General features: G+C 72.4%; 24 protein-coding genes and 1 pseudogene. 10 read left to right on the top strand and 15 right to left on the bottom strand.

The features are described from left to right. Positions 1-26 precede the first annotated feature (26 nt). The 6 genes from ABIQ69_RS16885 to ABIQ69_RS16860 form a co-directional block, all read right to left on the bottom strand. Positions 27-1859 carry an alkyl sulfatase dimerization domain-containing protein gene (locus ABIQ69_RS16885; protein ID WP_350348285.1) on the bottom strand — a complete coding sequence of 611 codons (1833 nt, stop codon included), beginning with the start codon at positions 1857-1859 and terminating at the stop codon, positions 27-29. A 96-nt stretch (positions 1860-1955) separates the two neighbouring features. Next, positions 1956-3329 carry a pyridoxal-dependent decarboxylase gene (locus tag ABIQ69_RS16880; protein ID WP_350348284.1) on the bottom strand — a complete coding sequence of 458 codons (1374 nt, stop codon included), beginning with the start codon at positions 3327-3329 and terminating at the stop codon, positions 1956-1958. 159 nt (positions 3330-3488) lie between these two features. Continuing rightward, the gene (locus ABIQ69_RS16875; RefSeq protein WP_350348283.1) at positions 3489-3851 is read right to left on the bottom strand and encodes a hypothetical protein; all 363 of its coding nucleotides are present in this window, start codon (positions 3849-3851) and stop codon (positions 3489-3491) included. 45 nt (positions 3852-3896) lie between these two features. After that, complete coding sequence (locus ABIQ69_RS16870) at positions 3897-5312, bottom strand: M20/M25/M40 family metallo-hydrolase (RefSeq protein ID WP_350348282.1); 1416 nt, start codon at positions 5310-5312, stop codon at positions 3897-3899. After that, on the bottom strand, positions 5309-5554 hold the full coding sequence (locus tag ABIQ69_RS16865; protein WP_350348281.1) for a CDGSH iron-sulfur domain-containing protein: 246 nt from the start codon (positions 5552-5554) through the stop codon (positions 5309-5311). Before ABIQ69_RS16865 ends, ABIQ69_RS16870 begins: the two co-directional genes overlap by 4 nt. Beyond that, positions 5551-6603 carry an iron-containing redox enzyme family protein gene (locus ABIQ69_RS16860; RefSeq protein WP_350348280.1) on the bottom strand — a complete coding sequence of 351 codons (1053 nt, stop codon included), beginning with the start codon at positions 6601-6603 and terminating at the stop codon, positions 5551-5553. Before ABIQ69_RS16860 ends, ABIQ69_RS16865 begins: the two co-directional genes overlap by 4 nt. Before the next feature lie 130 nt (positions 6604-6733). Here ABIQ69_RS16860 and ABIQ69_RS16855 point away from each other — a divergent pair, with 130 nt between their 5' ends. Further along, positions 6734-7651: a DNA-3-methyladenine glycosylase 2 family protein gene (locus ABIQ69_RS16855; RefSeq protein WP_350348279.1), complete on the top strand. Its 918-nt coding sequence runs from the start codon at positions 6734-6736 to the stop codon at positions 7649-7651. Between the two features lie 21 nt (positions 7652-7672). Here ABIQ69_RS16855 and ABIQ69_RS16850 read toward each other — a convergent pair whose 3' ends face one another. Then, positions 7673-8533, bottom strand: a complete 861-nt coding sequence (locus ABIQ69_RS16850; RefSeq protein ID WP_350348278.1) for a carbohydrate kinase family protein — start codon at positions 8531-8533, stop codon at positions 7673-7675. 149 nt (positions 8534-8682) lie between these two features. Here ABIQ69_RS16850 and ABIQ69_RS16845 point away from each other — a divergent pair, with 149 nt between their 5' ends. Further along, a complete protein-coding gene (locus tag ABIQ69_RS16845) occupies positions 8683-9648 on the top strand; it encodes an acetylxylan esterase (protein WP_350348277.1) in 966 nt (321 codons plus the stop codon). Positions 9649-9711: 63 nt separating this feature from the next. Here ABIQ69_RS16845 and ABIQ69_RS16840 read toward each other — a convergent pair whose 3' ends face one another. Further along, entirely contained in the window at positions 9712-11847 is a 2136-nt protein-coding gene (locus tag ABIQ69_RS16840) for an alpha-galactosidase (protein ID WP_350348276.1), read from the bottom strand. Then, positions 11844-12872 (bottom strand): LacI family DNA-binding transcriptional regulator, encoded by a 1029-nt coding sequence (locus ABIQ69_RS16835; RefSeq protein ID WP_350348275.1) that lies wholly within the window; start codon positions 12870-12872, stop codon positions 11844-11846. The genes ABIQ69_RS16840 and ABIQ69_RS16835 overlap by 4 nt, the downstream gene beginning before the upstream one ends. Positions 12873-13147: 275 nt before the next feature. Here ABIQ69_RS16835 and ABIQ69_RS16830 point away from each other — a divergent pair, with 275 nt between their 5' ends. Genes ABIQ69_RS16830 through ABIQ69_RS16805 form a run of 6 tightly spaced genes read left to right on the top strand, consistent with a single transcriptional unit; the run spans position 13148 to position 20778 of the window. After that, a complete protein-coding gene (locus ABIQ69_RS16830) occupies positions 13148-14461 on the top strand; it encodes an ABC transporter substrate-binding protein (RefSeq protein ID WP_350348274.1) in 1314 nt (437 codons plus the stop codon). 21 nt (positions 14462-14482) lie between these two features. Continuing rightward, complete coding sequence (locus ABIQ69_RS16825) at positions 14483-15481, top strand: sugar ABC transporter permease (protein ID WP_350348273.1); 999 nt, start codon at positions 14483-14485, stop codon at positions 15479-15481. Beyond that, positions 15478-16365: a carbohydrate ABC transporter permease gene (locus ABIQ69_RS16820; RefSeq protein ID WP_350348272.1), complete on the top strand. Its 888-nt coding sequence runs from the start codon at positions 15478-15480 to the stop codon at positions 16363-16365. Before ABIQ69_RS16825 ends, ABIQ69_RS16820 begins: the two co-directional genes overlap by 4 nt. 2 nt (positions 16366-16367) lie before the next feature. Then, positions 16368-18893: a glycoside hydrolase family 2 protein gene (locus tag ABIQ69_RS16815; RefSeq protein ID WP_350348271.1), complete on the top strand. Its 2526-nt coding sequence runs from the start codon at positions 16368-16370 to the stop codon at positions 18891-18893. Between the two features lie 44 nt (positions 18894-18937). After that, positions 18938-19855: a 1,4-beta-xylanase gene (locus ABIQ69_RS16810; RefSeq protein ID WP_350350045.1), complete on the top strand. Its 918-nt coding sequence runs from the start codon at positions 18938-18940 to the stop codon at positions 19853-19855. Beyond that, on the top strand, positions 19852-20778 hold the full coding sequence (locus ABIQ69_RS16805; RefSeq protein WP_350348270.1) for a BadF/BadG/BcrA/BcrD ATPase family protein: 927 nt from the start codon (positions 19852-19854) through the stop codon (positions 20776-20778). The genes ABIQ69_RS16810 and ABIQ69_RS16805 overlap by 4 nt, the downstream gene beginning before the upstream one ends. A gap of 32 nt (positions 20779-20810) precedes the next feature. Here ABIQ69_RS16805 and ABIQ69_RS16800 read toward each other — a convergent pair whose 3' ends face one another. The 6 genes from ABIQ69_RS16800 to ABIQ69_RS16775 all read right to left on the bottom strand — a co-directional run bounded on the left by ABIQ69_RS16800 (position 20811) and on the right by ABIQ69_RS16775 (position 24944). Further along, positions 20811-21806 carry an SDR family oxidoreductase gene (locus tag ABIQ69_RS16800; protein ID WP_350348269.1) on the bottom strand — a complete coding sequence of 332 codons (996 nt, stop codon included), beginning with the start codon at positions 21804-21806 and terminating at the stop codon, positions 20811-20813. A gap of 87 nt (positions 21807-21893) precedes the next feature. Then, the gene (locus ABIQ69_RS16795) at positions 21894-22505 is read right to left on the bottom strand and encodes a VanZ family protein (RefSeq protein ID WP_350348268.1); all 612 of its coding nucleotides are present in this window, start codon (positions 22503-22505) and stop codon (positions 21894-21896) included. A 57-nt stretch (positions 22506-22562) separates the two neighbouring features. Further along, positions 22563-22754 (bottom strand): hypothetical protein, encoded by a 192-nt coding sequence (locus ABIQ69_RS16790; protein ID WP_350348267.1) that lies wholly within the window; start codon positions 22752-22754, stop codon positions 22563-22565. A 146-nt stretch (positions 22755-22900) separates the two neighbouring features. After that, a complete protein-coding gene (locus ABIQ69_RS16785) occupies positions 22901-23362 on the bottom strand; it encodes an SRPBCC domain-containing protein (RefSeq protein ID WP_350348266.1) in 462 nt (153 codons plus the stop codon). Next, the gene (locus ABIQ69_RS16780; RefSeq protein ID WP_350348265.1) at positions 23359-23781 is read right to left on the bottom strand and encodes a metalloregulator ArsR/SmtB family transcription factor; all 423 of its coding nucleotides are present in this window, start codon (positions 23779-23781) and stop codon (positions 23359-23361) included. Before ABIQ69_RS16780 ends, ABIQ69_RS16785 begins: the two co-directional genes overlap by 4 nt. Before the next feature lie 227 nt (positions 23782-24008). After that, positions 24009-24944: a LysR family transcriptional regulator gene (locus ABIQ69_RS16775; protein WP_350348264.1), complete on the bottom strand. Its 936-nt coding sequence runs from the start codon at positions 24942-24944 to the stop codon at positions 24009-24011. Between the two features lie 70 nt (positions 24945-25014). Between ABIQ69_RS16775 and ABIQ69_RS16770 the strand changes: the two genes are divergently transcribed. Together ABIQ69_RS16770 and ABIQ69_RS16765 are read left to right on the top strand one after the other, a co-directional pair. Then, the gene (locus tag ABIQ69_RS16770) at positions 25015-26034 is read left to right on the top strand and encodes a putative sulfate exporter family transporter (protein WP_350348263.1); all 1020 of its coding nucleotides are present in this window, start codon (positions 25015-25017) and stop codon (positions 26032-26034) included. 79 nt (positions 26035-26113) lie between these two features. Then, a pseudogene (locus ABIQ69_RS16765) lies at positions 26114-26768 on the top strand (NAD(P)-binding domain-containing protein). The last annotated feature ends 94 nt before the right edge of the window (positions 26769-26862 follow it).

Below are 26862 nucleotides of genomic sequence, written 5' to 3'. Positions count from 1 at the left end.
CGCGGCGGGTCGCTCGCCGCCGAGTCCTACGGCGTGATGATCGCGAAGCCGGGGTCGCCCGGGTCGAGCACGCCGAGCAGCTGCGGCAGCAGCGCCTCGTCGCCGTCGAGCGCCAGGCCCGCCGCCTCGGATGCGGCCACGTCGCCGGCCGCCAGCGCGCCGAGGGCGGCCCGCGGCACGGTGACGCTGAGCGTCGTCTCGCCGCGGCCGTCGCGGACCGCGGAGAACACCCCGTTGCGGAGCGTCGAGCGGTAGCGCTCGCCGTGGTCGGGGAACTCCCACGCGATCGCGAGATCGAGGTCCCACGCCTTCGGTCCGTTCACCTGCACGGCCACGGCGTCGAGGAACAGCTTCGGCGGCAGCTCGGCGAGCAGGTCGTGCGATGAGGTCTGGGTCGGCGTGCCGAAGTTGCCCGAGCGCAGCTCCATCGCCGCGGACAGGTAGGCGCTCCGCCAGGTGCCGTTCTCCGACCCGAACCCGAGCTGCTCGAGCACGTCGGCGAGCAGGTGCTTCGCCCCCTCGTGCTGCGGCTCGGCGAAGACCACGTGGTCGAGCACCTCGGCGGCCCAGCGCAGCTCGCCCGCCTCGAACGAGGCCCTCGCCTTCTCGACCACGGCGTCGGCGCCGCCCATGAACTCCACGTAGCGGGTCGCGGCGTCGGCCGGCGGCAGCTTCCAGAGCCGGGCCGGGTTGCCGTCGTACCAGCCCATGTAGCGCTGGTAGATCGCCTTCACGTTGTGGCTCACCGACCCGTAGTAGCCGTGGGTGTGCCACGCCCGCTCGAGTGCCGGCGGGAGCTCGATGAGCTCGGCGATCTCGATGCCCGTGTACCCCTGGTTCAGGAGTCGGAGCGTCTGGTCGTGCAGGTACGCGTAGAGGTCGCGCTGCAGGCCGAGGAACTCGACGATGCGGTCGCGTCCCCAGGTCGGCCAGTGGTGCGAGGCGAACACGACGTCGGCGTCGTCGGCGAAGCGCTCGATCGCCTCGCTCAGGTACTCCGCCCAGACGTGCGGGTCGCGCACCAGCGCGCCGCGCAGGGTGAGCAGGTTGTGCAGCGTGTGGGTGGCGTTCTCGGCCATGCACAGCGCACGCCGGTCGGGGAAGAGGAAGTGCATCTCGGCGGGGGCCTCGGTGCCGGGCGCCATCTGGAACACGATGCGCACGCCGTCGATCGTCCGCTCCTCGCCCGTCTCCCGGATGAGGTCGGTCGGCGGGATGAGCGTCACCGTGCCGGTCGAGGTCGTCTGGCCGAGCCCGGCGCCGACTCCGCCCCTCGCGTTCCTCGGCAGCGCCGCGCCATACATGTAGCCCGCGCGGCGGGCCATCGCGGTGCCCGCGTAGACGTTCTCGGCGATGGCGTGCTCGAGGAATCCGTCGGGCGCGAGCACAGGCACGCGGCCGGTGTCGACGTCCTCCTGCGTGGTCACGCCCTTCGCGCCGCCGAAGTGGTCGACGTGGCTGTGCGTGTAGATGAGGCCCGTGACGGGCCGGTCGCCGCGGACCGAGCGGTAGAGCTCCAGCGCCGCCGCCGCGGTCTCAGTCGAGATGAGCGGGTCGATCACGATCACCCCGGTGTCGCCCTCGACGAAGGTGACGTTCGAGAGGTCGAGCCCGCGCACCTGGTAGATGCCGTCGACCACCTCGAAGAGGCCCTGCCTCGCGACCAGCCGCGACTGGCGCCAGAGACTCGGGTTCACGGTGTCGGGCGCGTCGCCGTCGAGGAAGTCGTAGGACGCGGCATCCCACACGACCTCACCGGCATCATTCCGAACCTGCGGCGGCTCGAGCGACGCGAGGTGGCCGCGCGCGGCATCCTCGAGGTCGCGGGTGTCGTCGAACGGGTAGATCGGATCGCTCATGCGTGGCCCCCCGGAGCATGTCTGACGGGCGACTCCGGTGCCGCCCGCTGCTGGCAACCTAACACCGCGCGGGGCGTCTCCGGCAGTGGCCGGAGGTCACTCCATGCTGTCGAGGATGCCCGTGAGGTCGGCGAACGTGGTGCGCGGGTTGAGGATCGCGAACCGGGTGTTCGGCCGTCCGTCGTGCGAGCTCGGCACCACGAACGCACGCTGCTCGTCGAGCAGGCGCAGCGACCACGCGTCGTAGTCGGCCTTCGACCAGCCGTCGCGCTCGAACACCACGACGCCGAGCTGCGGCTCCCGCACGAGAGTGAACCCGTCGCGTCCGCGGATCTCGTCGGCGATCTCGGCGGCGAGCCGGATCGAGTTGGAGATCGCGTCGCGGTAGGCGCCGGCGCCGTAGCTCGCGAGCGAGAACCAGAACGGCAGGCCGCGGGCGCGTCGGGTGAGGTGGGCGGCGTAGTCCGACGGGCTCCAGTCGGCGGTCTCGGTCAGGGTGTCGAGGTACTCGGCGTGCTGGGTGTGCGCCCGGCGGCCCGCCTCGGGGTCGCGGTAGATCAGCGCGCACGCGTCGAACGGGGCGAAGAGCCACTTGTGCGGGTCGACGATGACCGAGTCGGCGTGCTCGACGCCCGAGAACCGGTCACGGCCGAGCGGGGAGAGCATCGCGGCCAGGCCGTAGGCGCCGTCGACGTGCAGCCACACGTCGTAGTCGGCCTTCAACGCGGCGATCGAGGCGAGGTCGTCGACGATGCCGAAGTTCGTCGAGCCGCCGGTCGCGACGACGGCGAAGACGGATGCCCCGTGCTCGTCGAGCGCCGCACGCACGGCGTCGCCGCGGAGGGTGCCGTCGGCGCCCGGCCGAACGGCCACGACGTCCACATCCATGACCCGTGCGGCCGAGGCGACCGACGAGTGCGCCTCGGCGCTGCAGACGACCTTCCACCTCGCGGGCGGCTCTTCGCCGGCGAGGTTCACCCGCAGCCGGGCGGCCTCGCGCGCCGCGACGAGGGCGGAGAGGTTGCCGAGGGTGCCGCCCTGCACGAAGACACCGCCCGCGGTGGCGGGCAGGCCGAACTCGTTCGCAAGCCAGGCCAGCACCTCGTTCTCGGCGTGCACCGCACCCGCGCCCTCGAGCCAGGACCCGCCGTAGAGGGCGCTCGCCGAGACCACGAGGTCGAACGCGGTCGCCGCCTTCGTCGGCGCCGTCGGGATGAACGAGAGGTACCGGGCGTGGTCGGTGGTGATGCACGCGGGCGCGAGCACGTGCTCGAAGATCGACAGCGCCCGCTCTGCCCCGATGCCGCGCTCGTCGATGGTGCGTCCGGCGAGCCGGGTGAGCTCGGCGGGTGAGGCGGGCTTGTCGAGCGGCGTGTCGCTCGAGAGGATGCGGCGACGGGAGTAGTCGAGCACGAGGTCGACGAGTCGCTCGTTCTCGGGCGTGACCTCGTGCATGCGGGTGATGGCCATGAGTCCTCCGGGCCGGGATCGGTGGGCGACAGCCAGTGTGCTCACTCCCGGACGCGAACGCAACTCCATGGCGCGAAACCGGATTCGCGCGCAACGAAGCGCGCGTGACGCACGGCCGAACGCATGATCAGTGCGTGCGCACGGGGTCGCGACACGCGCCTACTGGATGCTAATGCGGTAGTCGATCCGCTCGACCGTGGTCGGCTCCACGCGGCCGCCGGCATCCGCGGTCCACCACTCGTCGCCGACCCGGAACGTGACCTGCATCCAGACGTCGCTGATGCTGTCCGAGAACAGCCGGCTGGTCTCCGGAGCCGGCATGACGGTCGCGGCGCCGGCCTCGAGCCGCTGGATGACCTCGGTCGACTGCGGGGCGTAGCCGCCGAACTCGTCCATCACCCAGATCCGCACGTCGTGGATGGGCGCGCTGTGGGTGTTCGTGATCTTGATCCGTCGCGGCCAGCTGTCCGCCGGTGCGGACAGCAGATGCACGCGCGGCGCCTCGGGCGAACGCTTGCTCATGCCCGACAGCGTAGGTCGTGAGCGGGCCCCGCCCGGAGGCAGGCGTCACCGCAGCGCGTCGGCGAGCCGCGGCCACCAGTCGGCGAGCGTCGCGGCGCCGTGGCGCAGCACGTCGAGGCGGACCCGCTCGTCGGGGGCATGCCAGCGGTCTTCCACGAGCCCCGTGCCGAAGAACACGATGGGCGCCCCGAGCGTGCGGGTCAGTAGATCCGCCGGCCCGCCGCCCGCGTTGCCCATACGCCCGACCTCGTCGACCCCGACACCGAAGCCCGTGGCCATGGCCTCGGCCAGCGCTCCGACCGCCGGGTGGTCGGATGGCGTGCGGTACGGCGCTCCGGCCGTCTTGTGGGTGATCTCGAGCTCCCACCGGTCGCGGGGCATCCGCTCGGCGAGCCAGCGTTCGAGCTGCTCGGCGACACGCTGGGGGTGCTGGCCGTCGACCAGGCGGATGCTGAGCTCCGCGGTCGCCGTCGCGGGGATGACCGCGCGGGTCATCCCTTCGACGTCGCCCGCGCGGACCGTGATGACCTCGAGCGAGGGTCGCGCCCAGAGCCGCTCGGGCACGTGGTAGCCGGACTCTCCGACCACCCGCGTCGTTCGCGACCGCTCGACCCAGTCGGCCTCGTCGAAGGGCAGCCGCTCGTACCAGCGACGTTCCTCCGGCGTCGGGGTCACCACGTCGTCGTAGTGGCCGGGCAGGGTGATCCGCTGCGCGTCGTCCTGGAGGCCCGCCAGGAGCCCGGCGAGCTCCAGCACCGGGTTCGGCGCCGCACCCGAGACGGCTCCGCTGTGCACGTCGGCCTCAGGCCCGTGCACGGTGATCGTCGCCCCGACCATGCCGCGCACGCTCATGCAGATCGCGGGGTGATCGGCGTCGAGGAGCGTGGTGTCGGAGAAGACGATCAGGTCGCAGTCGAGCCGGTCGCGGTGCTCTTCGAGCAGGTCGGCGAGGTTCGGCGAGCCCAGCTCCTCCTCGCCCTCGATGAGGAGCTTGAGGTTCACCGCCGGTGCGGTGCGGCCGCCGGCGACGAGATGCGCACGGAGCCCCCACAGGTGCGCGAGCACCTGGCCCTTCGCATCAGATGCACCGCGGCCGAAGACGACGCCGTCGCGTTCGACGGGCGTGAACGGCTCGGTCTCGGTCCAGCGCTCGCCCTGCGTGGCCCGCACATCGTGGTGGCTGTAGACGAGGACCGTCGGCGCCGAGGCATCCGTCGTCCACTCGGCGAACACCGTGCAGCTCTCGCCCTGCTCCCAGGTCTCGACCACCGGGAAGCCGGCGGTGCGGCAGAGCGCCTCGAGCTCGGCGGCCGACCATGCGAGCGCGTCCGTGCGTTCGGGGTCGCCCGCGACGGAGGGGATCGCGACCCAGCGCAGGAGGTCGTCGGCGAGGTCGCGTTCGTGGGCCGCGAGCCAGGCGTTCGCACCGCGCGGCCGGCGCACCGCCTCGGGGGAGGTCATGGACCGGCCGGGTCGTCGTACACGACGGCGGGCGTCCGCTCGGGTCGCACCGTGCGAAAGCCGACGAGCTTGTGGCTGCCGTCGCAGAACGGGCGGATCGCCGACGCGCCGCACCGGCAGAGTGCGACCGTCCGACGGTGCGGGTCGACCAGCTCCCCGTGCTCGTCGCGGATCTCTACGTCGCCGCGCACGAGGAGCGGCCCGTTGGGGCAGGCGACGACCGACGGCCCGGCGGCGGTCATGACAGCGGCTTCCGCAGGGCCGTGCCGCCCGCCTCGAACGCGGAGCGGATGCTCGACCAGAGCCGTCCGTCGACCGTGAGGCAGGCCGCGGCACCGAAGAGGATGTCGTCGGCGAGTTCGGGCTCGTCCGCCGCGAGCCCGCCCGCGAGGTCGCGCGCCGCGACCTGCTCGTGCACCGCATCGGCCTCGACGTGCTCGTCGAAGTAGTCGGCCGCCTCGTCGCCGAGCCCCAGGCGGCGGAACCCGTTGGCATACGCACGGCACGGGATCGAGCTGGTCATCTCGTACGCCGCCAGGTGGCCGGCGATCGCCCCGCGGAGGCGCCGATGCAGGCCGAGGAGCGACATGAGGTTCATCGAGGCGTAGACGAGGGCGGGCACGTGGTCGGCGTAGGCGCCGTAGCGGTCGTCGAGGCCGAGCGCGCGCAGCGTCTTGGCGAAGATCTCGGCGTGCAGCCGTTCGGGGCGGCCGCCGCCGTACTCGTCGGCCTGGATCTCGACGAGCGCCGCCTTCGCGCGGCCGTGCAGCCGAGGGATGGCCCAGCTGTGCGGATCGGCCTCCTTCAGCGTGTAGATCGAGCGGTGCACCATGACCTCGCGCACCTGCTCGGCGGTCGCGTCGGTCTCGACCCAGTTCGATAGGCCCGGGCCGTCGTCGGATGCCTCGACGAGGGCGAACAGCGCCTCGGGCACGTCGCGGGTCGCGTGCGGCTGCGGGATGAGCTGCCGCAGCTCGGCCTCGTACGCCGTCTCGAGCTCGCGGCGGAACGCGAGGATCGCCGGCTCCCACTCGAGCCGGTCGTCGACGCCCGCGAGCCCGCCGTAGTGCAGCTCGTAGAGGAGGAACAGCGCGAGCTGCACGTCGTCGTCCTCGAGCAGGCCCCGCGACGACGAGACGGCGGATGCCGCGGCCGCGGGGTCGAGCTCGGCGGCGACGGGCCCGCCGCGGAGCCGCTCGATGACGAGCCGGCTCACCTCCCCGCGGGCCTCGGGCAGCGGCATCGGCCACCGCTCGCTCGCTCCAACGGATGCCGGTGCCGACATGGTCATCGATCGCCCCCTCGCCTCGTGCGTCGGCTCAACGCTACGTGCGGGGTACGACGGGCCCCAGGGCTTGACCGGCGCTGCGCGCGGGTGTTACCCGGCGGTCACTGTCAGGTGGGGGGTGCACACTGGTGCCGTGTCCATCGCCCCCCACACGCTCGAGTGGCGGCCGAGGCATCCGACCGATCTCCTGCAGACCGCCGGAAGCCTGCGCCGCGGGCCAGGCGACCCGACCTTCGCGGCCGTGGCGGGCGAGGTGTGGCGCACCACCCGCACCGTGGACGGGTCCGCGACGCTCCGGCTGACGCAGCCGTCGCCCGACGTGCTCCGGGCCGAGGGGTGGGGCGAGGGCGCCGCGCTCGCCGTGGCGCAGGCGCCCGAGCTGCTCGGTGCGCGCGACGATCCGTCGGGCTTCGAGCCGCGACTCGACGTGCTGCACGATGCGCACCGGCGCAATCCCGGGCTCCGGATCCCGCGCACGGCCGCGGTGTTCGAGGCGCTCGTGCCCGCCATCCTCGAGCAGAAGGTCATCACGCTGCAGGCGCATGCGTCGTGGCGGTGGCTGCTGCTGCGGCACGGGTCGGATGCCCCCGGCCCGACGCCGCGCCCCATGAAGGTCGTGCCGACACCGGCGGCATGGGCCGACATCCCCACGTGGGACTGGCATCGCGCGGGCGTCGACCCCCGCCGGGCGCGCACGATCGTGAACGCGGCGCGGTTCGCCGACCGCATCGACGAGGCCGCGGGCATGACGCCAGAGGCGGCCGCCGCACGGCTGACGCTGTTCCCCGGCATCGGCGTCTGGACGGTCGCCGAAGTCGCCCAGCGAGCCCTCGGCGACGCCGACGCGGTCTCGGTCGGCGACTACCACCTGTCGAACTACGTCGGGCACGCGCTCGCCGGCCGCGACATGACCGACGAGGAGATGCTCGAGGTGCTCTCGCCGTGGGCCGGGCACCGATACCGGGTCATCCGGTTACTCGGCGCGGCGGGCGTGCGGGGCAGACCGCGCCGCGGGCCGCGCCTCGCCTTCGTCGACCACCGCGCCTACTGAGTGGCGTGCGGCGCGGCGGCGTCAGCCGCCGAGCACTGCGTCGAGCGAGGGATGCAGGTGGCGCGTGGTCAGCACGGTCGCCGCGTGCGCGGCCCCGGCGCGGAGCGCGTCGTCGACGCCGGCGCCCGCGAGCGTCGCATCGAGCACACCCGCCATGAAGGCGTCGCCCGCGCCGTTCGTGTCGAGCACCTCGACCGGCACGGCGGGCACGTCGTGGCGGGTCATCCGCTCATCGACCGCGATCGCGCCGTCTGCGCCGAGCGTGCAGACCGCGAGCGACGCGCCGCCGCGGATGCAGCGTTCGAGGAACGGCCATGGGTCGCCGATGCGGTCGGCGTTCATGAACACGGCGTCGGCGGCCTCGAGGAAGGGCCGGTGGAACTCGGCCTCCCCGTCGTAGTCGTGCACGTCGGTCCAGATCGGGCGGTTCGCGGCGCGCGCGGCCGGGATCAGCCGGCGCGACCGCTCGGCGAGGTCGAGCACGATCGCCTCGGCGGCGGCCATCGCCTGCAGCACCTCATCGCCCGGGCCGGCCGGGTCGTCGGTCGGCGTCGAAAGGTAGAGCGACACGCGTTCACCGGCACGCGTCATGAGGTTGAGATGGCGTTCGGTGCGGTCGGCCGGGTCGCCGAGCACGCGCACGCCGGATGCCTCGAGCGCCTGGCGGACCCGCCGGCCGTCGGCGTCGTCGCCGATGAGGGCGTGCAGGGCGACCGGGCGGCCGAGGGCCGCAAGGCCGAGTGCCTTGCCGGCCGAGGTGGCGCCGACGGTCTCCCATTCGTCGAGCGCGAACTGCATATGGGGGACGGGCTCGGGCAGCCGGTCGAGCAGCACGATGCGGTTCCAGGACGCCGGCCCCACGATGCAAACGCTTGCAGTCATGGGGAGAGCGTAGCGGGAACCCGAGTGGACGGGCGCGAACGTCACGTGACGGCGCGGGTCGCTTCGCTACGCTGGCGGCGGGCGCCGCGGCCGCACGCGGGCGGCGACCCCCTCGATCAGTTCGGCCCTCCCCGCCCGAAAGGACCCCCATGCCCCGCTTCGACCTGCCGCCCGCCGAGCTCCGCGCCTACCGCCCGACGGTCGCCGAGCCGGCCGACTTCGACGCGTTCTGGCAGCGCACCCTCGCCGAGTCGCGCGCCGTCGCCGAGGCGCCGGTGCTCACGAAGGTCGACTCGCCGCTCGCGCTCGTCGACGTCTACGACCTCGCCTTCAGCGGATACGCCGGCGACGTCGTGCGCGGCTGGCTCGTCGTGCCGGCCGGCGCGAGCGAGCCGCTGCCGACCGTCGTCGAGTACAACGGCTACAACGGCGGCCGGGGCCTGCCGCACGAGCGGCTCGCGTGGGCGGCATCCGGCTACGCGTGGGCGTTCATGGACACGCGCGGCCAGGGCAGTCAGTGGGGCACCGGCGGCGTCACACCCGACCCGCACGGCACCGGGCCCTCGGTGCCCGGGTTCATGACCCGCGGCATCCTCGACCCCGAGACCTATTACTACCGGCGCGTGTTCACCGACGCCGCGCTGCTCATCGACGCGGTCCGCACGCTCGACGTCGTCGACGCCGACCGGGTCGCCGTGACCGGCGCCAGCCAGGGCGGCGGCATCGCCTTCGCCGCCGCCGCACTCAGCGACGGCCTGATCGCCGCGATGCCGGATGTCCCGTTCCTCTGCCACTTCGAACGCGCCGTGGGCCTCACCGACCGCGACCCGTACGCCGAGATCGTCCGCTACCTCGCCGTGCACCGCGACGCCGCGGAGCGGGTGTTCGAGACGCTGTCGTACTTCGACGGCGTGAACCTCGCCAAGCGTGCGACCGCACCCGCGCTCGTGTCGGCAGCGCTGATGGACCCGGTGTGCCCGCCCTCGACGGTGTTCGCCGCGGCGAACCACTACGGCGGTGAGACCACCGTCGTCGAGTACGCGTTCAACGAGCACGAGGGCGGCCAGGGCGTGCACTGGCAGCGCCAGGCGGCCTGGCTCGCCGAGCGGGTCTGAGCGCCCCCGCCAAGTCGTCGCCCGGCGCTCCGCGGTCGCCGCGGCCTCGGTTCGCGGGCCCCGCTAGCGCCCCTCGAGGTGGAGCACGAACGCCTGCTCGGGCCACAGGGTCGGCAGCTGGAGTCCGACCTCGGTGAGCACGGCGCCCGGCAGGTCGAGGTCGCCCGTGCGGTACCACTCGGGAGTGTTGCCGCCGTGCGCGGCGCGGCCGAGCTCGCGGCGCACGCGGACGCGATAGACACGGGACGGGTCGAGACCGGGCAGCCGGAGCCGCTCGGCTCGCGCGTCTTCGAGACTCGCGACCGTCGCGACGACGAAGACCGCTGCGTCATCGGCGACGAACCCGGTGACCCGCCAGGCCGGATCGCGGAGGTCGGGGTGCACGACGCGGCCGCGGTGCGTGACCGGGCGGAGTTCTCGGTACAGCGCCGTGAAGCGTGTGATCGCCTCGAGCTCGTCGGCGTCGCAGTCGAGGATGTTCCACTCCAGCCCCGCCGATCCCAGCAGGCTCGTCGCCATGCGGTAGGTCAGCCCGAGCGTGCGGCCCGAGCTGTGCGACGTCGGCGGGCCGACGTGCGCGCCGACCAGCTCGGGCGGCAGCAGCAGGCCGGTCCATCGCTGGATGTCCTGACGCTCGACCGCGTCGTTGGAGTCGCTGGCCCACACCCGGTCGGTGTGCGCGAGCATGCCGAGGTCGGTGCGGGCGCCGCCCGACGAGCACGACTCGATCTCGAGCCGCGGATGCCGCGCCCGGAGCTCGTCGAGGAGCCGGTACACGGCGATCATCTGCGCGTGAACGCCCGGGCGCCCGTCGTGCACCGTGTCGACCAGGTCGCGGTTGTGGTCCCACTTGATGAAATCGATGCCCAGGTCGTCGACGAGCCCGCTGATCTGGCCGAGCACGTGCGCGTACGCGCCGGGGTCGGCCAGGTCGAGAACGTACTGATCGCGCCAGCTGAGGCCCGGGTCGTGGCGGAGATGCGCCGGGTCGTGCAGCAGCCACTCGGGGTGCGCCCTCGCGACCTCGGAGTCGAGGCTCACCATCTCGGGCTCGAACCACAGGCCGAACTGCATGCCGAGCTCGTGGACCCGGTCGGCGAGCGGGCGGAGCCCGTCGGGCCACACGCTGCGGTCGACGATCCAGTCGCCCAGGCTCGTCGTGTCGTCGCGCCGGCCGAGGAACCAGCCGTCGTCGAGCACGAACCGCTCCACGCCCACCGAGGCGGCCCGTTCGGCGAGGGCGAGCACGCGAGCCGGGTCGTGGTCGAAGTACACCGCCTCCCACGTGTTCAGCACGAACGGGCGCGGCGACGACGGGTGGCCCGGTCGTGCGCGGAGCAGGTCGTGGAACGCGGCCGCGACGCCGTCGAGGCCGGCATCGGAGTAGGCGAACAGCACGCGCGGCGCCGCGTACTCGTCCCCGGGCGCGAGCACCAGCTCGCCGGGGCGCAGCACCTCGCCGCCGCCGACCAGGATGGCCGAGTCGGTCACATGGTCGAGGCGGTACGTGGCATCCGATGACCAGGCGACGTGCGCCGCCCACACGCGACCCGTCCGCCAGCGCGGCTCGCCCTCGAGCGCGGCGAACAGCATCGGCGCATCATGGCCCGGGCGGCCACGGCGCGACTGGCGCACGATCGACCCCGCCGGCATGGCGGTGGTCACCGGTCGCTTCTCCCGGCTCCACCGGCCGTCGAAGGTGAGCAGCCGGTCGGTGCTCTTCGGCACCGGCAGCGTCGCCTCCACCCACTCGACCTCCACGGGGAGGCGGCCTTCGCCGCCGGCGTGCCGCAGCCGGTGGTCGACCGCGACCACGCCGCCCGCCTCGATCGAGATCACCAGATCGAGTTCCAGACCGGATGCCTCGTCGCGGGCGGTGCACGCGAACCCGGTCGCCGACGTCCGGACCTCGCCGAGCTTCCAGCGCGGGCGGAGCAGCACGCCGTCGCGGCGCAGCTGCAGCCCAGGCCGCCCGCTCCAGCCGTCGCCCTCGAGCGGTGAGAGCGAGAGGTTCCACGCGGCGTCGAGCGTCCGCGGCGCGGTCTGCCGGCTCACCGCGGCCCGCAGCCCCGCCGCGGCCTCTTCGCCGAGCTTCCCGAGCGCGGCGCCCCAGTGCAGCACCGACGGCAGGCCGGGGCCCGACGCGTCGATGAGCACCGCGACCCCGCCGGACTCCAGGTGGACGAGTTCGTCGGTCATGCCCCGACCCCTTCTGCGGGCGGCCGTTCGCCGGTGCCGCGTTCGACCACCCAGGTGGGCAGCTCGATCTGCTTGGTGAATCCGGCGGGTTCGCCGATGCGCTCGATCGCGAGCCGGGCCGCTTGGCGGCCGAGGGCGACCGGGTCGTAGGAGATGACGCTCACGCCCAGCACGTCCGCGGTGTCGAAGTCGTCGAACCCGATGAGGGCGACGCGGCCGTCGGCCCCGCGCGCCCGCAGGGCGCGGAGTGCGCCGACGGTCATGCGGTTGTTGCCCGTGATGATCGCGGTGGGGGCGTCGTCGCGGTCGAGGAGGTCGCCGACGAGGTCGTCGGGCGCCACGGTGCGATCGTCGACGAGACGTTCCCAGCGGTGCGTGTCGTGGATGCCGGCGGCAGCCATGGCGTCGCGGTATCCGCGCACCCGCTCGGCCTGCGTGTAGACGGCGGCCGGGTTGCAGGCGTAGGCGATGCGGCGGTGCCCGAGCGCGATGAGGCGCGACGTCGCGTCGAACACGCCGCGATGGTTCTCGAGCACCAGGGCGTCGGCGACGAGATTGCGCGCCGGCCGGTCGATCGCGATGACCGGCGTGCCGAGGTGCCGCTCGCCCTCGAGGTACGACTGGTCGTCGCCGACAGGGATGAGCAGCAGGGCGCCGATGCGCTGGGCGAGCAGGGCGTCGACGACGCGCTCCTCGCCGTCGGGGGTGTCGTCCGTCGTCGCCACGAGCAGTGCGTACCCGTTGCGGGCGAGCTCCTGCTCGATGCCCGCGGCGACCTTGTAGTAGAAGGGGTTGCCGAGCTCGCCCATGACGAAGCCGATGGTGTTCGTGGCGCCGCCGCGCCGGAGGCTGCGGGCCAGCGTGTTCGGGCGGAACCGAAGGCGCTTGGCTGCCGTGAGCACGCGTTCGACCGTCTCGGGGGCGACGAGCTCGCGGTTGGTGAACACCCGCGACACCGTCTTCGAGCTCACGCCCGCGAGCCGCGCGACGTCGTCGAGCGTCGCACGCTGCTGCTGGCCGGTCATGGTCCTCCCCATCGTCGGGCTACGGGGAGCATAGCAACGCAGGGATCCGCCTGTCTATCGTCGGACATTCGACAGACATTTTCGAAATTCATTCCACTGTCCTGGCAGCGAGAATTCCAGGTAAAAGCAGCTTTCTGGACTTTCGTGAACGCGCGATTCCAAAAGGACAGCGTTGACATGACCATTGCGGGGAGCGCTCTCCACTGCCTAGCCTGGCCCCGTGGTCCGCGCCCCCAGCGGACGGCGTTCAAGGGTGAACCTGACAAGGAGTACACATGGCAACGAAGGCAGTGGCGCGACTCGCGCTCCTCGCCGTGGCCGGCCTCGCGCTCAGCGGGTGCTCGGCGGGCGGCGCGGAGGACGCCTCGAACACCATCGACGGCGAGGTGAAGGGCGACATCACCGTCGTCACCTGGCGCACCGACCTGGTCGAGGACGGCACGTTCGACGAGTACGCGAAGGAGTTCCAGAAGCTCTACCCCGACGTGAACGTGACGTTCGAGGGCATCACCGACTACGAGGGCGAGATGAAGACCCGCCTGAGCTCGACGAACTACGGCGACGTCATCGGCATCCCGACCATGCAGCCGAGCCAGTTCGAGCAGTTCCTCGAGCCGCTCGGCGAGACCGCGGACTTCGAGGACACCTACCGGTTCCTCACGACGCACACCTACGAGGGCACGCAGTACGGCCTCGCCATCGGCGGCAACGCCCAGGGCGTGCTGTACAACACGCGCGTCTTCGAGGAGGCCGGCGTCACCGAGCTGCCCACCTCCGAGGAGGAGTGGCTCGCCGCGCTCCAGAAGGTCAAGGACAACACCGACGCCATCCCGCTCTACACGAACTACAAGGACGGCTGGCCGCTGTCGCAGTCCTTCAGCAACCTGGGGTCCATCACCAACAACCCGGATGCCGGCATCGAGATGGCCGAGGACCCCGCGCCGTGGACCGAGGGCACCGACATCTACGCCATCGACTCGCTGCTCTACGAGTCGGTCGCCGCGGGCCTCACCGAGGAGGACCCGCTGACCACGAACTGGGAGCAGTCGAAGGTCGACATCGCCACCGGCAAGATCGGTGCGATGACGCTCGGCTCGTGGGCGATCTCGCAGATGCAGGCCGCCGCGGAGGACAACGGCGCCTCGCCCGACGACATCGGCTACATGGCGTTCCCGTCGAACATCGACGGCACCCAGTACGCCCTCATCGGCGGCGACTACAACCTCGGCATCAGCAAGCACTCCAAGGCCAAGGCCGCCGCCTGGGCCTGGATCCAGTGGCTCATCGAGGACTCGGGCTTCACCGAGACGCAGGGCATGATCTCGACGGTCGCCGAGAAGCCGCTGCCCGACAACCTCTCGGGCTTCACCGAGAACGGCGTCGAGCTGTTCGAGGTGAACCCGGCGCCCGCCGGCAAGGAGAGCCTGCTGAGCGACGTCTCCAACGACTCCCAGATCGACCTCTGGGGCCAGCTGTACCGCCAGAAGATGGTCGACATCGCGCGCGGTGCCGCCGACGGCGACAAGGAGAGCTACTTCGCCGAGCTCAACGAGCGCTGGGGCGCCTCCGTCGGGAAGCTCGCGGGCTGACCCCCGGAGCGGACGAACACGATGACCGACACGGCACTCGACACCGCCCCGGCGGACACGCGCGCCGCCGTCACGGTGCCGGCCGGCTCGGGCCGCCGGTTCCGCGGGGACTCCCGCGGGACCGGCGCCCGGCCGGTCGGCGGCTCGGCGCGCGGACGACTCCGGCGGCAGCTCACGCCCTGGCTCTTCGTGGCCGGCGCCGTGGGGCTGCTGCTGGTCTTCACCTACTGGCCGGCCGCCAACCTGCTGTACTACAGCATCACCGACTGGGACGGGCTCGACCTGACCAAGAACGTGATCGGCTTCGACAACTACGTCGAGGTGTTCACGAACCCCCGCATCTTCAGCGTCTTCGGCGTGAGCCTCTACTACTTCGCGGCATCCTTCGTGCAGATGGCGCTCGCGCTGTACTTCGCGACGATCCTCAGCTTCAGCACCCGATTCGCGAACTTCTTCAAGGGCGTGCTGTTCTTCCCGTACCTCATCAACGGCGTCGCGATCGGCTTCGTCTTCCTCTACCTCTTCCAGCCGGGCGGCACCCTCGACACCGCGCTCGGATGGTTCGGCCTGAGCGATCCGCCGCACTGGCTCGGCGACCCCGACATCGTGAACACGTCGCTCGCGGCCACCTCGGTGTGGCGGTACACCGGCCTGAACTTCGTGCTCTTCCTCGGCGCGATCCAGTCGATCCCGCACGAGATCTACGAGGCGGCCGAGCTCGACGGCGCGAACCGCTGGCAGCAGTTCTGGGCGATCATCTTACCCGGCATCCGGCGGGTCGTCGGCCTCTCGTTCATCCTCGCGATCTCGGGGAGCCTGAGCGTCTTCGAGATCCCGTTCATCATGACCGGCGGGGCGAACGGCTCGAGCACGTTCGTCATCGAGACGATCTCGACGGCGTTCAACTTCCGCAACGTCGGCCTCGCCTCGGCGATGGCGGTCGTGCTGCTCGTCATCGTGCTCATCGTTACCTGGATCCAGCGGAAGGTGTTCCCCGACGAGAAGGTGGATCTCACATGAGCGCCGTGACCACGCGCCCGGGCCGGCCCTCGGCCGCCCGCTCCGGCAGGTCGACCGCGTCGCGTCTGCGAGGGCTCAGCGCCACGACGGCGAAGTACCTGAGCCTCGTCATCGCGGTGCTCGTCACGCTGCTGCCGCTGTCGGTCGTGCTCATCGCGAGCCTGAAGACGAGCCAGGAGTACGGCCAGACGGGTCCGTTCGACCCGCCCGCGAACTGGCTGAACCTCGACAACTTCGTCACCGCGTTCACGAGCGGCGAGATGCTCGAGGGCTTCCTCAACACGCTCGTCGTGCTCGTGGTGTCGCTCATCGGCACCATCGCGCTCGGCACGATGTGCGCCTACGCGCTCGACCGGTTCGCGTTCCGCGGCAAGAAGCTCGTCTTCGGGCTCTTCCTCGTGGCGACGCTCATCCCGAGCGTGACGAGCCAGGTCGCGACCTTCCAGGTGGTGAACGGGCTGGGGCTGTACGACACGAAGGCCGCGCTCATCCTGCTCTTCATGGGCACCGACATCATCGCGATCTACCTGTTCATCCAGTTCATGCAGGCGATCCCCGTCTCGCTCGACGAGGCGGCGATGATCGACGGCGCGAACCGGTGGACGATCTACTGGCGGATCATCCTGCCTCTGCTGAAGCCCGCGATCGCGACCGTCGTGATCATCAAGGGCATCGCCGTGTACAACGAGTTCTACCTGCCCTTCCTCTACCTGCCGTCCGAGGGCCTCATCTCGACGTCGCTGTTCCGGTTCAAGGGACCGTTCGGCGCACAGTGGGAGGTCATCGCGGCCGGCACGATCCTCGTCATCATCCCCACGATCATCGCCTTCGTCCTGCTGCAACGCTGGATCTACAAGGGCCTGACCTCCGGAGCCGTCAAGTAGCCATGCCCCACCCCACCGAGCCGCACCTCGTCCGCCGCGACCTGCACGACGGCTGGCGCCTCCGCGCCGCGGCCGGGTCCGTGCCCGAGCCGATCGCCGACGCCCTCGTGCCCGCCGCGGTGCCGGGCTGCGTGCACACCGATCTGCTCGCCGCCGGGCTCATTCCCGACCCGTACCTCGACGACCACGAGGCGCTCCTCGCCTGGATCGGCCAGGTGGACTGGACGTACGAGACGAGCTTCGACTGGCGGCCCGACGGCCACGAGCGACACGACCTCGTCTTCGACGGGCTCGACACGGTCGCGACGGTCCGGCTGAACGGGCGCGTCGTGCGCGAGTCGGCCAACCAGCACCGCTCGTACCGGGTCGACGTGCGCGACGGGCTCGTCGAGGGCGAGAACACGCTCGAGGTCGCGTTCCGCTCCCCGGTGCGGTACGCGAACGCGCAGAGCCTCGCGCTCGGCGCCCGGCCGCGGCCGTACCCGATGCCGTACGAGGCGATCCGCAAGTCGGCGTGCAACTTCGGCTGGGACTGGGGCATCGCGACGTACACGAGCGGCATCTGGCGGCCGGTTCGGCTCGAGTCGTGGTCTGTGGCCCGCCTCGCCGAGGTGCGCGTGGTCGCCATGCCCGACGGCGACGGCGGCACCGTCGAGGTCGACCTCACGATCCAACGGGCGAGCGACGCGGATGCCTCGGCGACGGATGCCACGGCGATCTCTGCGTTCGTCAGCGTCGCGGTGAACGGACCAGGTCTCGGTGACGGCCCGCTGCCCGCGACGACGGGCGAGATCGAGGGCGACCGGGCGCGCGTGACGCTCACGCTGCCGAAGGTCGAACGGTGGTGGCCGGTGGGCCACGGCGAGCAGCCGAGATACGTCGTCGACGTCCGGCTCCACGGCGACGCGCCCGACCCGCTCGACGCGACGCACCGCGTCGTCGGCTTCCGCACCGTGCGCTGGGATACCGAGCCCGATGCGGCGGGCACCCCGTTCACGCTCGTCGTGAACGACCGGCCGATCTTCGTGAAGGGCGTGAACTGGATCCCCGACGACGCCCTGCCGGTGCGCGTCGACCGGGCCCGATACGAGCGGCGGCTCCGCCAGGCGGTGGCGGCGAACCTCAACCTCATCCGGGTCTGGGGCGGCGGCCTCTACGAGTCCGACGACTTCTACGATCTCTGCGACGAGCTCGGCCTGCTCACCTGGCAGGACTTCCTCTTCGCGTGCGCCGCATATCCCGAGGAGGAGCCGCTGCGGAGCGAGATCGAAGCCGAGGCGCGCGAGCAGATCGTGCGGCTCGCCTCGCACCCGTCGCTCGTGCTCCTGAACGGCAACAACGAGAACCTCTGGGGATACGAGGACTGGGGCTGGAAGGCTGCGCTCGACGGCGCGACGTGGGGCGCCTGGTACTACGACGAGCTGTTCCCGTCGCTCGTCGCCGAGCTCGCGCCGCAGGTGCCGTACACGCCAGGCAGCCCGTTCAGCCCGGCTGGGCCCGACGGCGAGGCGCGGCATCCCAACGACGAGGCGCACGGCTCGATGCATCTCTGGGAGCAGTGGAACCGGCTCGACTGGACCACGTATCGCGACCACCGGCCGCGGTTCGTGGCGGAGTTCGGCTGGCAGGGCCCGCCGGCCTGGTCCACGCTCACACGCGCGATCTCCGACGACCCGCTGACCCCCGAGTCGCCCGGCATGATCGTGCACCAGAAGGCCATGGAGGGCAACGCCAAGCTCACCGGCGGACTCGTGCCGCACCTGCGCGTGCCCCGCGACATGGAGACGTGGCACTGGGCGATGCAGCTCAACCAGGCCGACGCCGTGCGGTTCGCGCTCGAGCACTTCCGAGCCTCGGCGCCGCACACGATGGGAGCCGTCGTCTGGCAGCTGAACGACTGCTGGCCGGTCACCTCGTGGGCCGCGATCGACGGCGACGAGCGGCTGAAGCCGCTGTGGCACGCCCTCCGCATCGCGTTCGCGCCGCGGGTCGTCAGCGTGCAACCGCGCGATGGCGGCCTCGGGGCCGTGCTCGGCAACGACACGGATGCCCCGTGGTCGGGCGACCTCGTCGTGCGCCGGCTCGGCTTCGACGGCGCGACCCTCGCCGAGCAGTCGGTGCCCTTCCACGTGCCCGCCCACGGCACGGCGACCGTGCCGATCGACGGGGGTGTCGCGCAGCCGAGGGATGCGTCGGCCGAGCTGCTCAGCGCGGACGCCGGCACCGAGCGGGGGTTGTGGTTCTTCGCCGAGCCGCGCGACTCGATGCTCGAGCCGGCCCGCCTCGCGGTCGACGCCCTGCCGATCGACGGCGGCACCGAGGTGCGGGTCCGCGCGGCGAACCTCGTGCGCGACCTCGCCCTGCTCGTCGACAAGCTCGACCCCGGCGCCTCCACCGAGGACGGACTGGTCACGCTGCTGCCCGGTGAGACGGCGTCCTTCGTCGTCACGCACCGCAGGGCCATCGAGCCCGGCGCCTTCGCCGACCCCCGCGTGCTCCGCACGATGAACGAACTGGTCGCGCGGTGACGCCCGTCGAGGCGGGGTCTCGGCTCGTCCCGTACGTCGCGGGCATGACCTGGGGCTGGACCGGAGTGCGGGGCAGCTGGGCCAAGCCCGAGGCATCCGAGTCGATGCGCCGCATGGCCGAGCACGGCGTGAACTGGACCGCGCTCGCCTACGCCGCCCTCCAGGACACCGCGCAGTCGACCGAGGTGCGCTTCCGCGACGAGCCCACCGTGACCGACGCCGAGATCGTCGCCGCCATCCGCGAGGCGAAGGCGCTCGGGCTCAAGGTGTGCCTGAAGCCCGTCGTGAACGTCGCCGACGGCACCTGGCGCGCCCACATCGGGTTCTTCGACCAGGACGTCCCGGGTGAGCCCACCTGGGCGGAATGGTTCGCGTCGTACCGCGAGTTCATCCTGCACGCGGCCCGACTGGCCGAGGCCGAGGGCTGCGACCTGCTCTGCATCGGCTGCGAGATGGTGCGCGCGGACGCCCGCGAGGCGGAATGGCGCGCCCTCATCGGCGCCGTGCGCGAGGTGTACACCGGACCCATCACGTACAACTGCGACAAATACCAGGAGGACCGCCTCACCTGGTGGGACGCGGTCGACGTCATCAGCTCGAGCGGGTACTACCCGATCGACCGCTGGCGGGCGGAGCTCGATCGCATCGAACCCGTCGTCGCGGCATCCGCGAAGCCCTTCTTCTTCATGGAGGCCGGCTGCCCCTCGCGCGTCGGCTCGCCGGCCCGGCCGAACGACTGGACCCTCGCGGGCGAGCCGTCGGGCGAGGCGCAGCTGGCGTACTACCGCGAGATGTTCGAGGCGTGCGACGAGCGAGCATGGGTCGGCGGCGTCATGCTGTGGGACTGGCCCGCCGCGCTCTACGACGCAGCGGATGCCCCAGGCAACGACGACTACTGCCCGTACGGCAAGCCCGCGGGCGAGTTCCTGCGCGCGACGTACCGCGCGAGGACCTCCGCATGAGCGCCGTGCTCGCGATCGACGCGGGCCAGACCGGCATCAAGGTCAGGCACCTCGTCGACGGGACCTCCGAGGAGTGGGCCGCGCCGGGCATCCGCACCGACCTGCCGTTGCTGCCCCAGCTCGTCGACGTGCTGGCCCTCGCCGGCGCGCGCGGGGTACGCGCCGAGGCCGTGGGCGTCGGCGTCTCGGGGCTCACCGACCGGGACGCCGACGCCGGAGCGCTGCTCGACGCCGCCCGGGCGCTGGGCGCCCGATCGGTCACGCTCGCGCATGACTCCGTAACGGCCTACCTCGGTGCGCTCGGCGACGAGCGAGGTGTCGTGACCGCCGCGGGCACCGGCGTGGTCACCCTCGCGGTCGGCGCCCGCGACGTGGCGCGCGTCGACGGGTGGGGCAACCTCATGGGCGACGCCGGCAGCGGCTACTGGATCGGGCGTGAAGCCCTGGAGGCCGTCATGCGAGAGGTCGACGGTCGCGGACCGGCGACCGCGCTCACCGACGCCGTCCGGGCCGACTTCGACGACCTCGAGAGCGCCTACATCGAGCTGCAGGCCGCGCCCGACCGGGTGCAGCGCATCGCGGCGTACGCGCGCGCGGTCACCGCACTCGCCGCCGACGACCGCGTCGCGGCGGCGATCGTGCACCGCGCCGCCCGCGAGCTCGCCCTCTCGGCGGTGACCGGGCTTCGCCGCGTCGGCGAGGATCTGGCCGCCGCGCCGGAGGTCCGCGCCGTCGGCGGCGTGTTCCGGTCGGCCCACGTGGCGGCCGGGTTCGAGGCGGCCGTGCGCCAGGTCTTCCCCGGGGCGGCGATCCGCGTGGGCACGTCGGACCCGCTCGACGGCGCGGCGAGGCTGCTCGAGGTCACCGAGGCGAGCGCGCTCAGCCGTCGGCTGCTGCGAGCGGGGGAGTCGCGCGCGGCCTGAGCGGAGGTGTCGCGCGCGGCGTGAGCGGACGCTCAGCCGCGCGGCAGCGCGAGGATCCGCTCGAACGCGGCGTCGGCGACGGGGTCGACGACCTGCTGCTCGGGGTGCGCGTCGTACCACTCGACGATCTCGCGCGCGCCCTCGTCGAACCGCACCGTCGTGCGGAACTCGGGCACGAGCGCGCGCACCTTCGCGTTGTCGAACACCATCGAGTTCGCCTTGTCGCCGATGAGGCCGGGGCCCCACTCCGGATGCACGGCGGCGATGGTCTCGGATGCCACGTGCACGAGCTCCGGCTCCACGCCGGCGGCGTCGCCGAGCCATCCGTAGATCTGGTTCCAGGTCGGGGCGTGGTCGCCCGTGATGTGGAACGCCTCGCCGACCGCCATCGGGTTGCCGAGCAGGCCCGTGAAGGCGACGGCGAAGTCGCGTGCGTGCGTGATGGTCCAGAGGCTCGTGCCGTCGCCGTGCACCACGACGGGCTTGCCCGCCCGCATGCGGGCGATGTCGGTCCAGTGGCCGAGCGTGGGCAGCAGGGTCTCGTCGTAGGTGTGCGACGGCCGGACGATCGTGGCCGGGACGCCGCGATCGCGGTACGCCGCGACGAGCAGGTCTTCGCACGCGATCTTGTCGCGCGAGTACTGCCAGACCGGGTTCCGCAGCGGCGTGGACTCGGTGACGGGCAGCCGCGAGGGCGGCGTCTGGTACGCCGACGCCGAGCTGATGAAGACGTACTGGCCCACCCGGCCTTCGAAGCGGTCGAGGTCGGCCTGCACCTGGTCGGTGGTGAAGGCGAGGAACTCGGCGACGACGTCGAAGTCACTGCCTGCCGCCTCGAGCGCGGCATCCGTCGCCTCGGGGTCGCGGATGTCGGCGGCGATCGAGCGGACGCCCTCGGGCAGCGGCCGCGTCGAGGTCGTGCCGCGGTTCAGCACGCTGACCTCGTGTCCTGCGGCGACGGCCTGCCGGACGCACGCCGAGCTGATGACGCCGGTGCCGCCGATGAAGAGGATGCGCTTCGCGTTCATCACGCCATCGTCGCATCATCGGCCGACGGGAGGTCCACCCCCGCCGGGCGTCGCCCGCCGTCCAGCGCCGGAGTGCTCGCCGCCGGATCAGGGCGTCAGTGAGTGCGGCGCCGGCTCGGCGTCGCGGAGGCCGCCGCGATCGGGCGGCCCGAAGCGGACGGGGGAGGCGACGACCAGCACCGTGGCGAGTACCGCCACCGCCGTCCCGACCGCGCAGACCGGTCCGAGCACGGCGGCCGTATGTCCCCGCAGCGCTCGGCGGGCGAGCGCGAGCAGCGCGAGCCCGACGCCGCCGCCCGCGGTGTTGACGAGGACGTCGGTGAGATCGGTGCTGCCCACCGCGAGGACGAACTGGGCCAGCTCGAGGCCGAGGCTGACGCCGGCGAGGACCGCGGTGCTGCGCCACCACGGCCATCGCGGTGCGAGCAGCCCGAGGTAGAGCCCGAACGGCACGAACAGCAGCAGGTTCGCGAGGACCTCGCGTGGATTGCTCGCCCCCTCGCCGCCCGCCGCGACGAACGGCACCAGCTTCACGACGCGGTCGGCGTCGGTGCCGATCCACGGCGGCTGGAGCTTCCACAGCACGAGCCAGACGAGCAGCGCGAGGTAGACGGCGAACAGGACGGCCACGAACCCGCGGCCCCGGGTCGCAGGCTCGGTGCGGGTGTCGGCCTCGTGCAGGGGAGTGCTGGCTGGCATGAGCCCAGCCAAGCGCGCCCGATGTTGCGTGAGCGTATGCGAATGGGGCTGCAGGGGCTACTGCAGGTAGAGCCGCAGCTCGTCCTCCCGCACCGAGATGCCGGCCTCGTGGAGCCGCTGACGCAGCAGCTCCTCCTCGTCGTGCGCATGCCCCATGCGCACGTCCTCCTGCACCTGGTTGAGGATGCCGCGGATCTGCTCTTCGCGCGACGCCTCGGTCGCGCCCTCCTCGATGGGTCCGTCGCTCATCTCGTCCTCCCGTGGTGCTCGTGACTGCTCGGGTCCTCGCGCCGGTTCACGGCCGCCCGTGCTTCGATGCTGCGCCGGGGCGAGGCATCCCGTCGAGGCGTTGACAGCGGGGTGCGGATCCGGCACGGCGGATCCGCACCGGCGCGTCAGCGGCGCTCGAGATAGGCCTGGATGCGGTCGAACGCGCCGACCCACGCCATGGTCTGGAAGAAGTCCCGCACCTCGGGCGTCGGGAAGCCGGTCTGCTGCACGGTCATCAGCGTGCCGCCGTCGACCGGCTCGAAGGTGACCTCGACGCGGGTCCTCATCTCCTGGCCGCTCGGGTCGGTGCCCGTGGACGACGTGACGAGCCGGTTGGGCCGGTCGATCTCGAGGAAGGTCTGCACCTCGCGGAAGAGGGTGTCGCGGTCGGGGCCCCAGACGGCGGTCTGTACTCCGCCCACCCGCAGGTCGACCTCGATCTCCACGATCCCGGGCTCCTCGTCGAGGATCGAGAACCAGATCTTCTGCTGTTCTGCGTCGGTGTACGCGTCGAAGACGTCCTCGGGCGTCGCGGGCAGCACCCGCGACATGGTGAGGCCGATGGCCTCCTCGGTGGCGTCGGTCATGATTCCGTTCCCTTCGTGGTGTCGGTGTCGGTGGTGTCGGCGTCGGCGTTGCCGGTCCGTTGCGGACCGGACTCGTCACCCGGGCGTCGGCCGGTGCCGGCGCGCAGTGTGAAGTACGCGTCGAGGCCGTCGAGGCGGCGCTCCCAGAGCCGCTGGTAGAAGCCGATCCAGGCCATGGCGTCGTCCAATCGCTCGGTGCCGAGGCGGCACCGCCTGGTGCGGCCGACCTTCTCGGTCGCGACGAGCCCGGCGTCGACCAGCACGTCCACGTGCTTGCGGATGCCGGTGAGCGTCATGCCCGTGGGCTGCGCGAGCTCGCTGATCGTGGCCGGGCCGTCGCCGAGGCGGATGAGGATGCCCCGTCGCGTCTCGTCGGCCAGGGCGGCGAACGTCCGATCGAGTGCCTGTTGCTGAACCATGTGGTTCAGTGTAGAACACTGAACCGAAAAGTTCAATGTTCGGATGCGCGGGCCCGCGCTCCACGTCGTGCCGGTCGGTCGCCCGCCTTCGGTCGCCGGCGCGGAGGCGGGGCGGGAGTGCGGGCGGGGTGGCGCAGTCGCCGCGAACTGGCGCGGCGGGGGAGGGTGCGAGCACGCGCGAGCGCGCGGAGGCGGAGGGTGCGTGCGCGGAGGCGGAGCGGCGCGCCTCAGGCCGGGCGGGCGTGGCGGGAGCGCGCGGCGATCGCGACGAGCTCGGCCGCGGCATCCGTCGGCTGCGCACCCGGCCGCCAGACCGCACGGATGCTCCGCCGCAGGTCGAGCCCGTCGATGCGCACTTCGACCAGCTCACCGCGGTCGATCCAGCCCGCCACCGCGAGTTCGCTCAGCACGGCCGGCCCGGCTCCCGACTCCACGCTGACCCGTACGGCCGCGTTGCTGCCGAGCTCGAGCGTGGGCGGCACCACCTCGTGGCCGGCGAGGGCGTACGCGAGCGTCGTTCGGGTGCCCGACCCGGCCTCGCGGACCACGAGCGGTGTCGCGGCGAGCTCGGCGATGGTCACGGGGCGCCGCCGGCGCGCCCACGGATGCCCCGGCGCGACGACCACGACGAGCCGGTCGTGCGCCACCGTGGCGCTGCGGAGGCCGCCCGCGACGTCGGGCGATTCGATGAACCCGACCTCGCACGCGCCCGACGAGACGAGGTCGACGACCTCGGTCGAGTTGGCCACACGCAGGCGCACCTCGGTCGCCCGCACCCGGCGGAGCTCGGCGAGCCACGCCGGCGCGAGGTACTCGGCGACGGTCATGCTCGCGGCGACGTCGAGCGAGGCCGCGCGCCCGGCTCGGAGCGCGGTGCTCGCCGTCATGAGCTCGCGCGCCTCGTCGAGGACGCGCCGTGCCCAGTCGGCGACGGTCGCCCCCTCAGGCGTGAGGCGGGAACCGCGCGGGTGGCGCTCCAGCAGCTCGAGGCCGAGCGAGCGTTCGAGCCTGGCCATCGCGCGGCTCGCGTTCGGCTGCGCCATCCCGATGGCGCGGGCCGCAGCACCGAGGCCGCCGTGCTCGGAGACGGCGACGAGCAGCTCGAGCACCGCGAGATCGGGCCAGGCCCCGCGGCCGGCGCGCGAATGCCGCGGGTCAGTCATATCCGAATGATATGCCTCGATGCCGAACCGACGGCTACCGCGGGCGCCCGACGCCGCAGACGCTGGAACGATGAGCACCACCGCGCCCGGGGCATCCCTGCGTCGCCGGGCCGCGACCCTCGCACCCGGCCTCGCCGTCGCCGCGCTCGCCGCCGGCGCATCGCTCGCGGCGACCCTCGTGTTGCCGGCCGTGAGCGCGCTGCTCGTCGCGATCGTGCTCGGCGTGCTCGCCCGCAATCTGCTGCCGTTGCCCGCCGCGCTCGAGCCCGGACTCGCCGTCGCCGCGAAGCGCGTGCTCCGCATCGGCATCGTGCTGCTCGGACTCCAGCTCGTGCTCGGCGACATCCTCGCCCTCGGGCCCGGCATGATCGCCGTCGTGGTCGCGATCGTGGCCGTCGGCATCGGCGCGACCCTCGCCGCCGGGCGCTGGCTCGGCGTGCCGCCCGCGCAGCGCCTGCTCATCGCCTGCGGCTTCTCGATCTGCGGTGCCGCTGCCGTCGCGGCCGTCGACGGCGTCGTCGAGTCCGAGGAGGAGGACGTCGTCACCGCGCTCGCCCTCGTGGTGGTGTTCGGCACGCTGATGATCCCGCTCGTGCCGCTCGCCGCCGGCGCCCTCGGGCTCGCCGAGGTCGACGCCGGCCTCTGGGCGGGCGGGTCGATCCACGAGGTCGCCCAGGTCGTCGCCGCGGGGTCCGCGCTCGGCGGCGCCGCGCTCGCGGCCGCGGTGGTGGTGAAGCTCGCGCGCGTGCTCATGCTCGCCCCCGTGCTCGCGATCGTGTCGTTCCGGCGCCGGCGCGAGCTGCGTCGAACGGATGCCTCGGCCGCGCGGCCTCCGATCGTGCCGCTGTTCGTGGTCGGCTTCATCGCCCTCATGCTCGTGCGCTCGTCCGGGCTCGTTCCCGTCGAGGCGGTGCACGCGGCGGGGATCGTGCAGACGGTGCTGCTCGCCGCCGCGATGTTCGCGCTCGGGGCGAACGTGCGGATCTCGGTGCTCCGCCGGGTGGGGCTCCGCCCCGTCGCGCTCGGCGCGATCTCGACTCTGGTGGTCGCCGGCACGGCGCTCGGCGGCGTGCTGCTCGCGGCCGGCTGACGTCGCCGATGACCCAGTGGACGCGTCACGGTACGACCATCCGGGAATGCCCGCCGTCGCGGCCGCGTTGCCGATGCGCATGACGAACACGAGATTCGGGATCATCGGGGCCGGCAACATCGGCGGCACGCTCGCGGGGGCGCTCACGGCGCGCGGACACGAGGTGGTGATCGCGAACTCGAGAGGGCCCGAGACGCTCGCCGAACTCGTCGCCGAGCTGGGCCCGCTCGCCACGGCTGCGACGGTCGAGGAGGCGGCGGCCGCCGGCGAGGTCGTCGTCGTCACCGTGCCGTTCCACGCCATCGGCGACATCCCGGTCGCCCCGCTCGCGGGCAAGATCGTGCTCGACACGAACAACTACTACTGGGAGCGCGACGGCCACGTCGACGAGCTCGACCGCGGCGCGGCGACGAGCTCGGGCCTGCTGCAGGCGCACCTGGCGGACTCGAAGGTCGCGAAGGCGTTCAACCACATCGCGGCGCTCGAGATCCGGTCGACCGGGTCGCCCGCCGGCACCCCCGGACGGCGCGCCCTCGCCACGGCGAGCGACTTCCCGGAGGCCGCCGAGTTCGTCACCCGCCTCTACGACGAGCTCGGGTTCGACACCGTCGTGATCGGCTCCCTCGCCGAGAGCTGGCGCGTCGAGCGCGACCAGCCCGCGTACGCCCCCCCGGCAGGACGTCGCCGAGCTGGAAGCGAACCTGGCGAAGGCGACGCGCGTCGCCGCCGCCTGAACCGAATACGAAGCGGGATGCCTCGACGGGGCATCCCGCTTCGCCGTTCTCGGCTCGCGCGGGGTGTGGAAAACGGTGCCTGAGTGCCCATCGT

Origin of the sequence: Agromyces sp. G08B096, assembly GCF_040267705.1 — a bacterium.
Classification (GTDB): Bacteria; Actinomycetota; Actinomycetes; order Actinomycetales; family Microbacteriaceae; genus Agromyces.
This window is presented reverse-complemented; position numbering and strand designations above follow the sequence as displayed.

Coding starts and splice junctions, on each gene's coding strand:
- ABIQ69_RS16875 (WP_350348283.1), bottom strand. CDS start 3,851: ATGAGCAAGCGTTCGCCCGAGGCGCCGCGCGTGCATCTGCTGTCCGCA.
- ABIQ69_RS16780 (WP_350348265.1), bottom strand. CDS start 23,781: ATGGTTCAGCAACAGGCACTCGATCGGACGTTCGCCGCCCTGGCCGAC.
- ABIQ69_RS16800 (WP_350348269.1), bottom strand. CDS start 21,806: ATGAACGCGAAGCGCATCCTCTTCATCGGCGGCACCGGCGTCATCAGC.
- ABIQ69_RS16770 (WP_350348263.1), top strand. CDS start 25,015: ATGAGCACCACCGCGCCCGGGGCATCCCTGCGTCGCCGGGCCGCGACC.
- ABIQ69_RS16835 (WP_350348275.1), bottom strand. CDS start 12,872: ATGACCGGCCAGCAGCAGCGTGCGACGCTCGACGACGTCGCGCGGCTC.
- ABIQ69_RS16805 (WP_350348270.1), top strand. CDS start 19,852: ATGAGCGCCGTGCTCGCGATCGACGCGGGCCAGACCGGCATCAAGGTC.
- ABIQ69_RS16825 (WP_350348273.1), top strand. CDS start 14,483: ATGACCGACACGGCACTCGACACCGCCCCGGCGGACACGCGCGCCGCC.
- ABIQ69_RS16785 (WP_350348266.1), bottom strand. CDS start 23,362: ATGACCGACGCCACCGAGGAGGCCATCGGCCTCACCATGTCGCGGGTG.
- ABIQ69_RS16885 (WP_350348285.1), bottom strand. CDS start 1,859: ATGAGCGATCCGATCTACCCGTTCGACGACACCCGCGACCTCGAGGAT.
- ABIQ69_RS16840 (WP_350348276.1), bottom strand. CDS start 11,847: ATGACCGACGAACTCGTCCACCTGGAGTCCGGCGGGGTCGCGGTGCTC.
- ABIQ69_RS16830 (WP_350348274.1), top strand. CDS start 13,148: ATGGCAACGAAGGCAGTGGCGCGACTCGCGCTCCTCGCCGTGGCCGGC.
- ABIQ69_RS16815 (WP_350348271.1), top strand. CDS start 16,368: ATGCCCCACCCCACCGAGCCGCACCTCGTCCGCCGCGACCTGCACGAC.
- ABIQ69_RS16870 (WP_350348282.1), bottom strand. CDS start 5,312: ATGACCTCCCCCGAGGCGGTGCGCCGGCCGCGCGGTGCGAACGCCTGG.
- ABIQ69_RS16880 (WP_350348284.1), bottom strand. CDS start 3,329: ATGGCCATCACCCGCATGCACGAGGTCACGCCCGAGAACGAGCGACTC.
- ABIQ69_RS16795 (WP_350348268.1), bottom strand. CDS start 22,505: ATGCCAGCCAGCACTCCCCTGCACGAGGCCGACACCCGCACCGAGCCT.
- ABIQ69_RS16850 (WP_350348278.1), bottom strand. CDS start 8,533: ATGACTGCAAGCGTTTGCATCGTGGGGCCGGCGTCCTGGAACCGCATC.
- ABIQ69_RS16865 (WP_350348281.1), bottom strand. CDS start 5,554: ATGACCGCCGCCGGGCCGTCGGTCGTCGCCTGCCCCAACGGGCCGCTC.
- ABIQ69_RS16820 (WP_350348272.1), top strand. CDS start 15,478: ATGAGCGCCGTGACCACGCGCCCGGGCCGGCCCTCGGCCGCCCGCTCC.
- ABIQ69_RS16775 (WP_350348264.1), bottom strand. CDS start 24,944: ATGACTGACCCGCGGCATTCGCGCGCCGGCCGCGGGGCCTGGCCCGAT.
- ABIQ69_RS16845 (WP_350348277.1), top strand. CDS start 8,683: ATGCCCCGCTTCGACCTGCCGCCCGCCGAGCTCCGCGCCTACCGCCCG.
- ABIQ69_RS16790 (WP_350348267.1), bottom strand. CDS start 22,754: ATGAGCGACGGACCCATCGAGGAGGGCGCGACCGAGGCGTCGCGCGAA.
- ABIQ69_RS16860 (WP_350348280.1), bottom strand. CDS start 6,603: ATGACCATGTCGGCACCGGCATCCGTTGGAGCGAGCGAGCGGTGGCCG.
- ABIQ69_RS16810 (WP_350350045.1), top strand. CDS start 18,938: ATGACCTGGGGCTGGACCGGAGTGCGGGGCAGCTGGGCCAAGCCCGAG.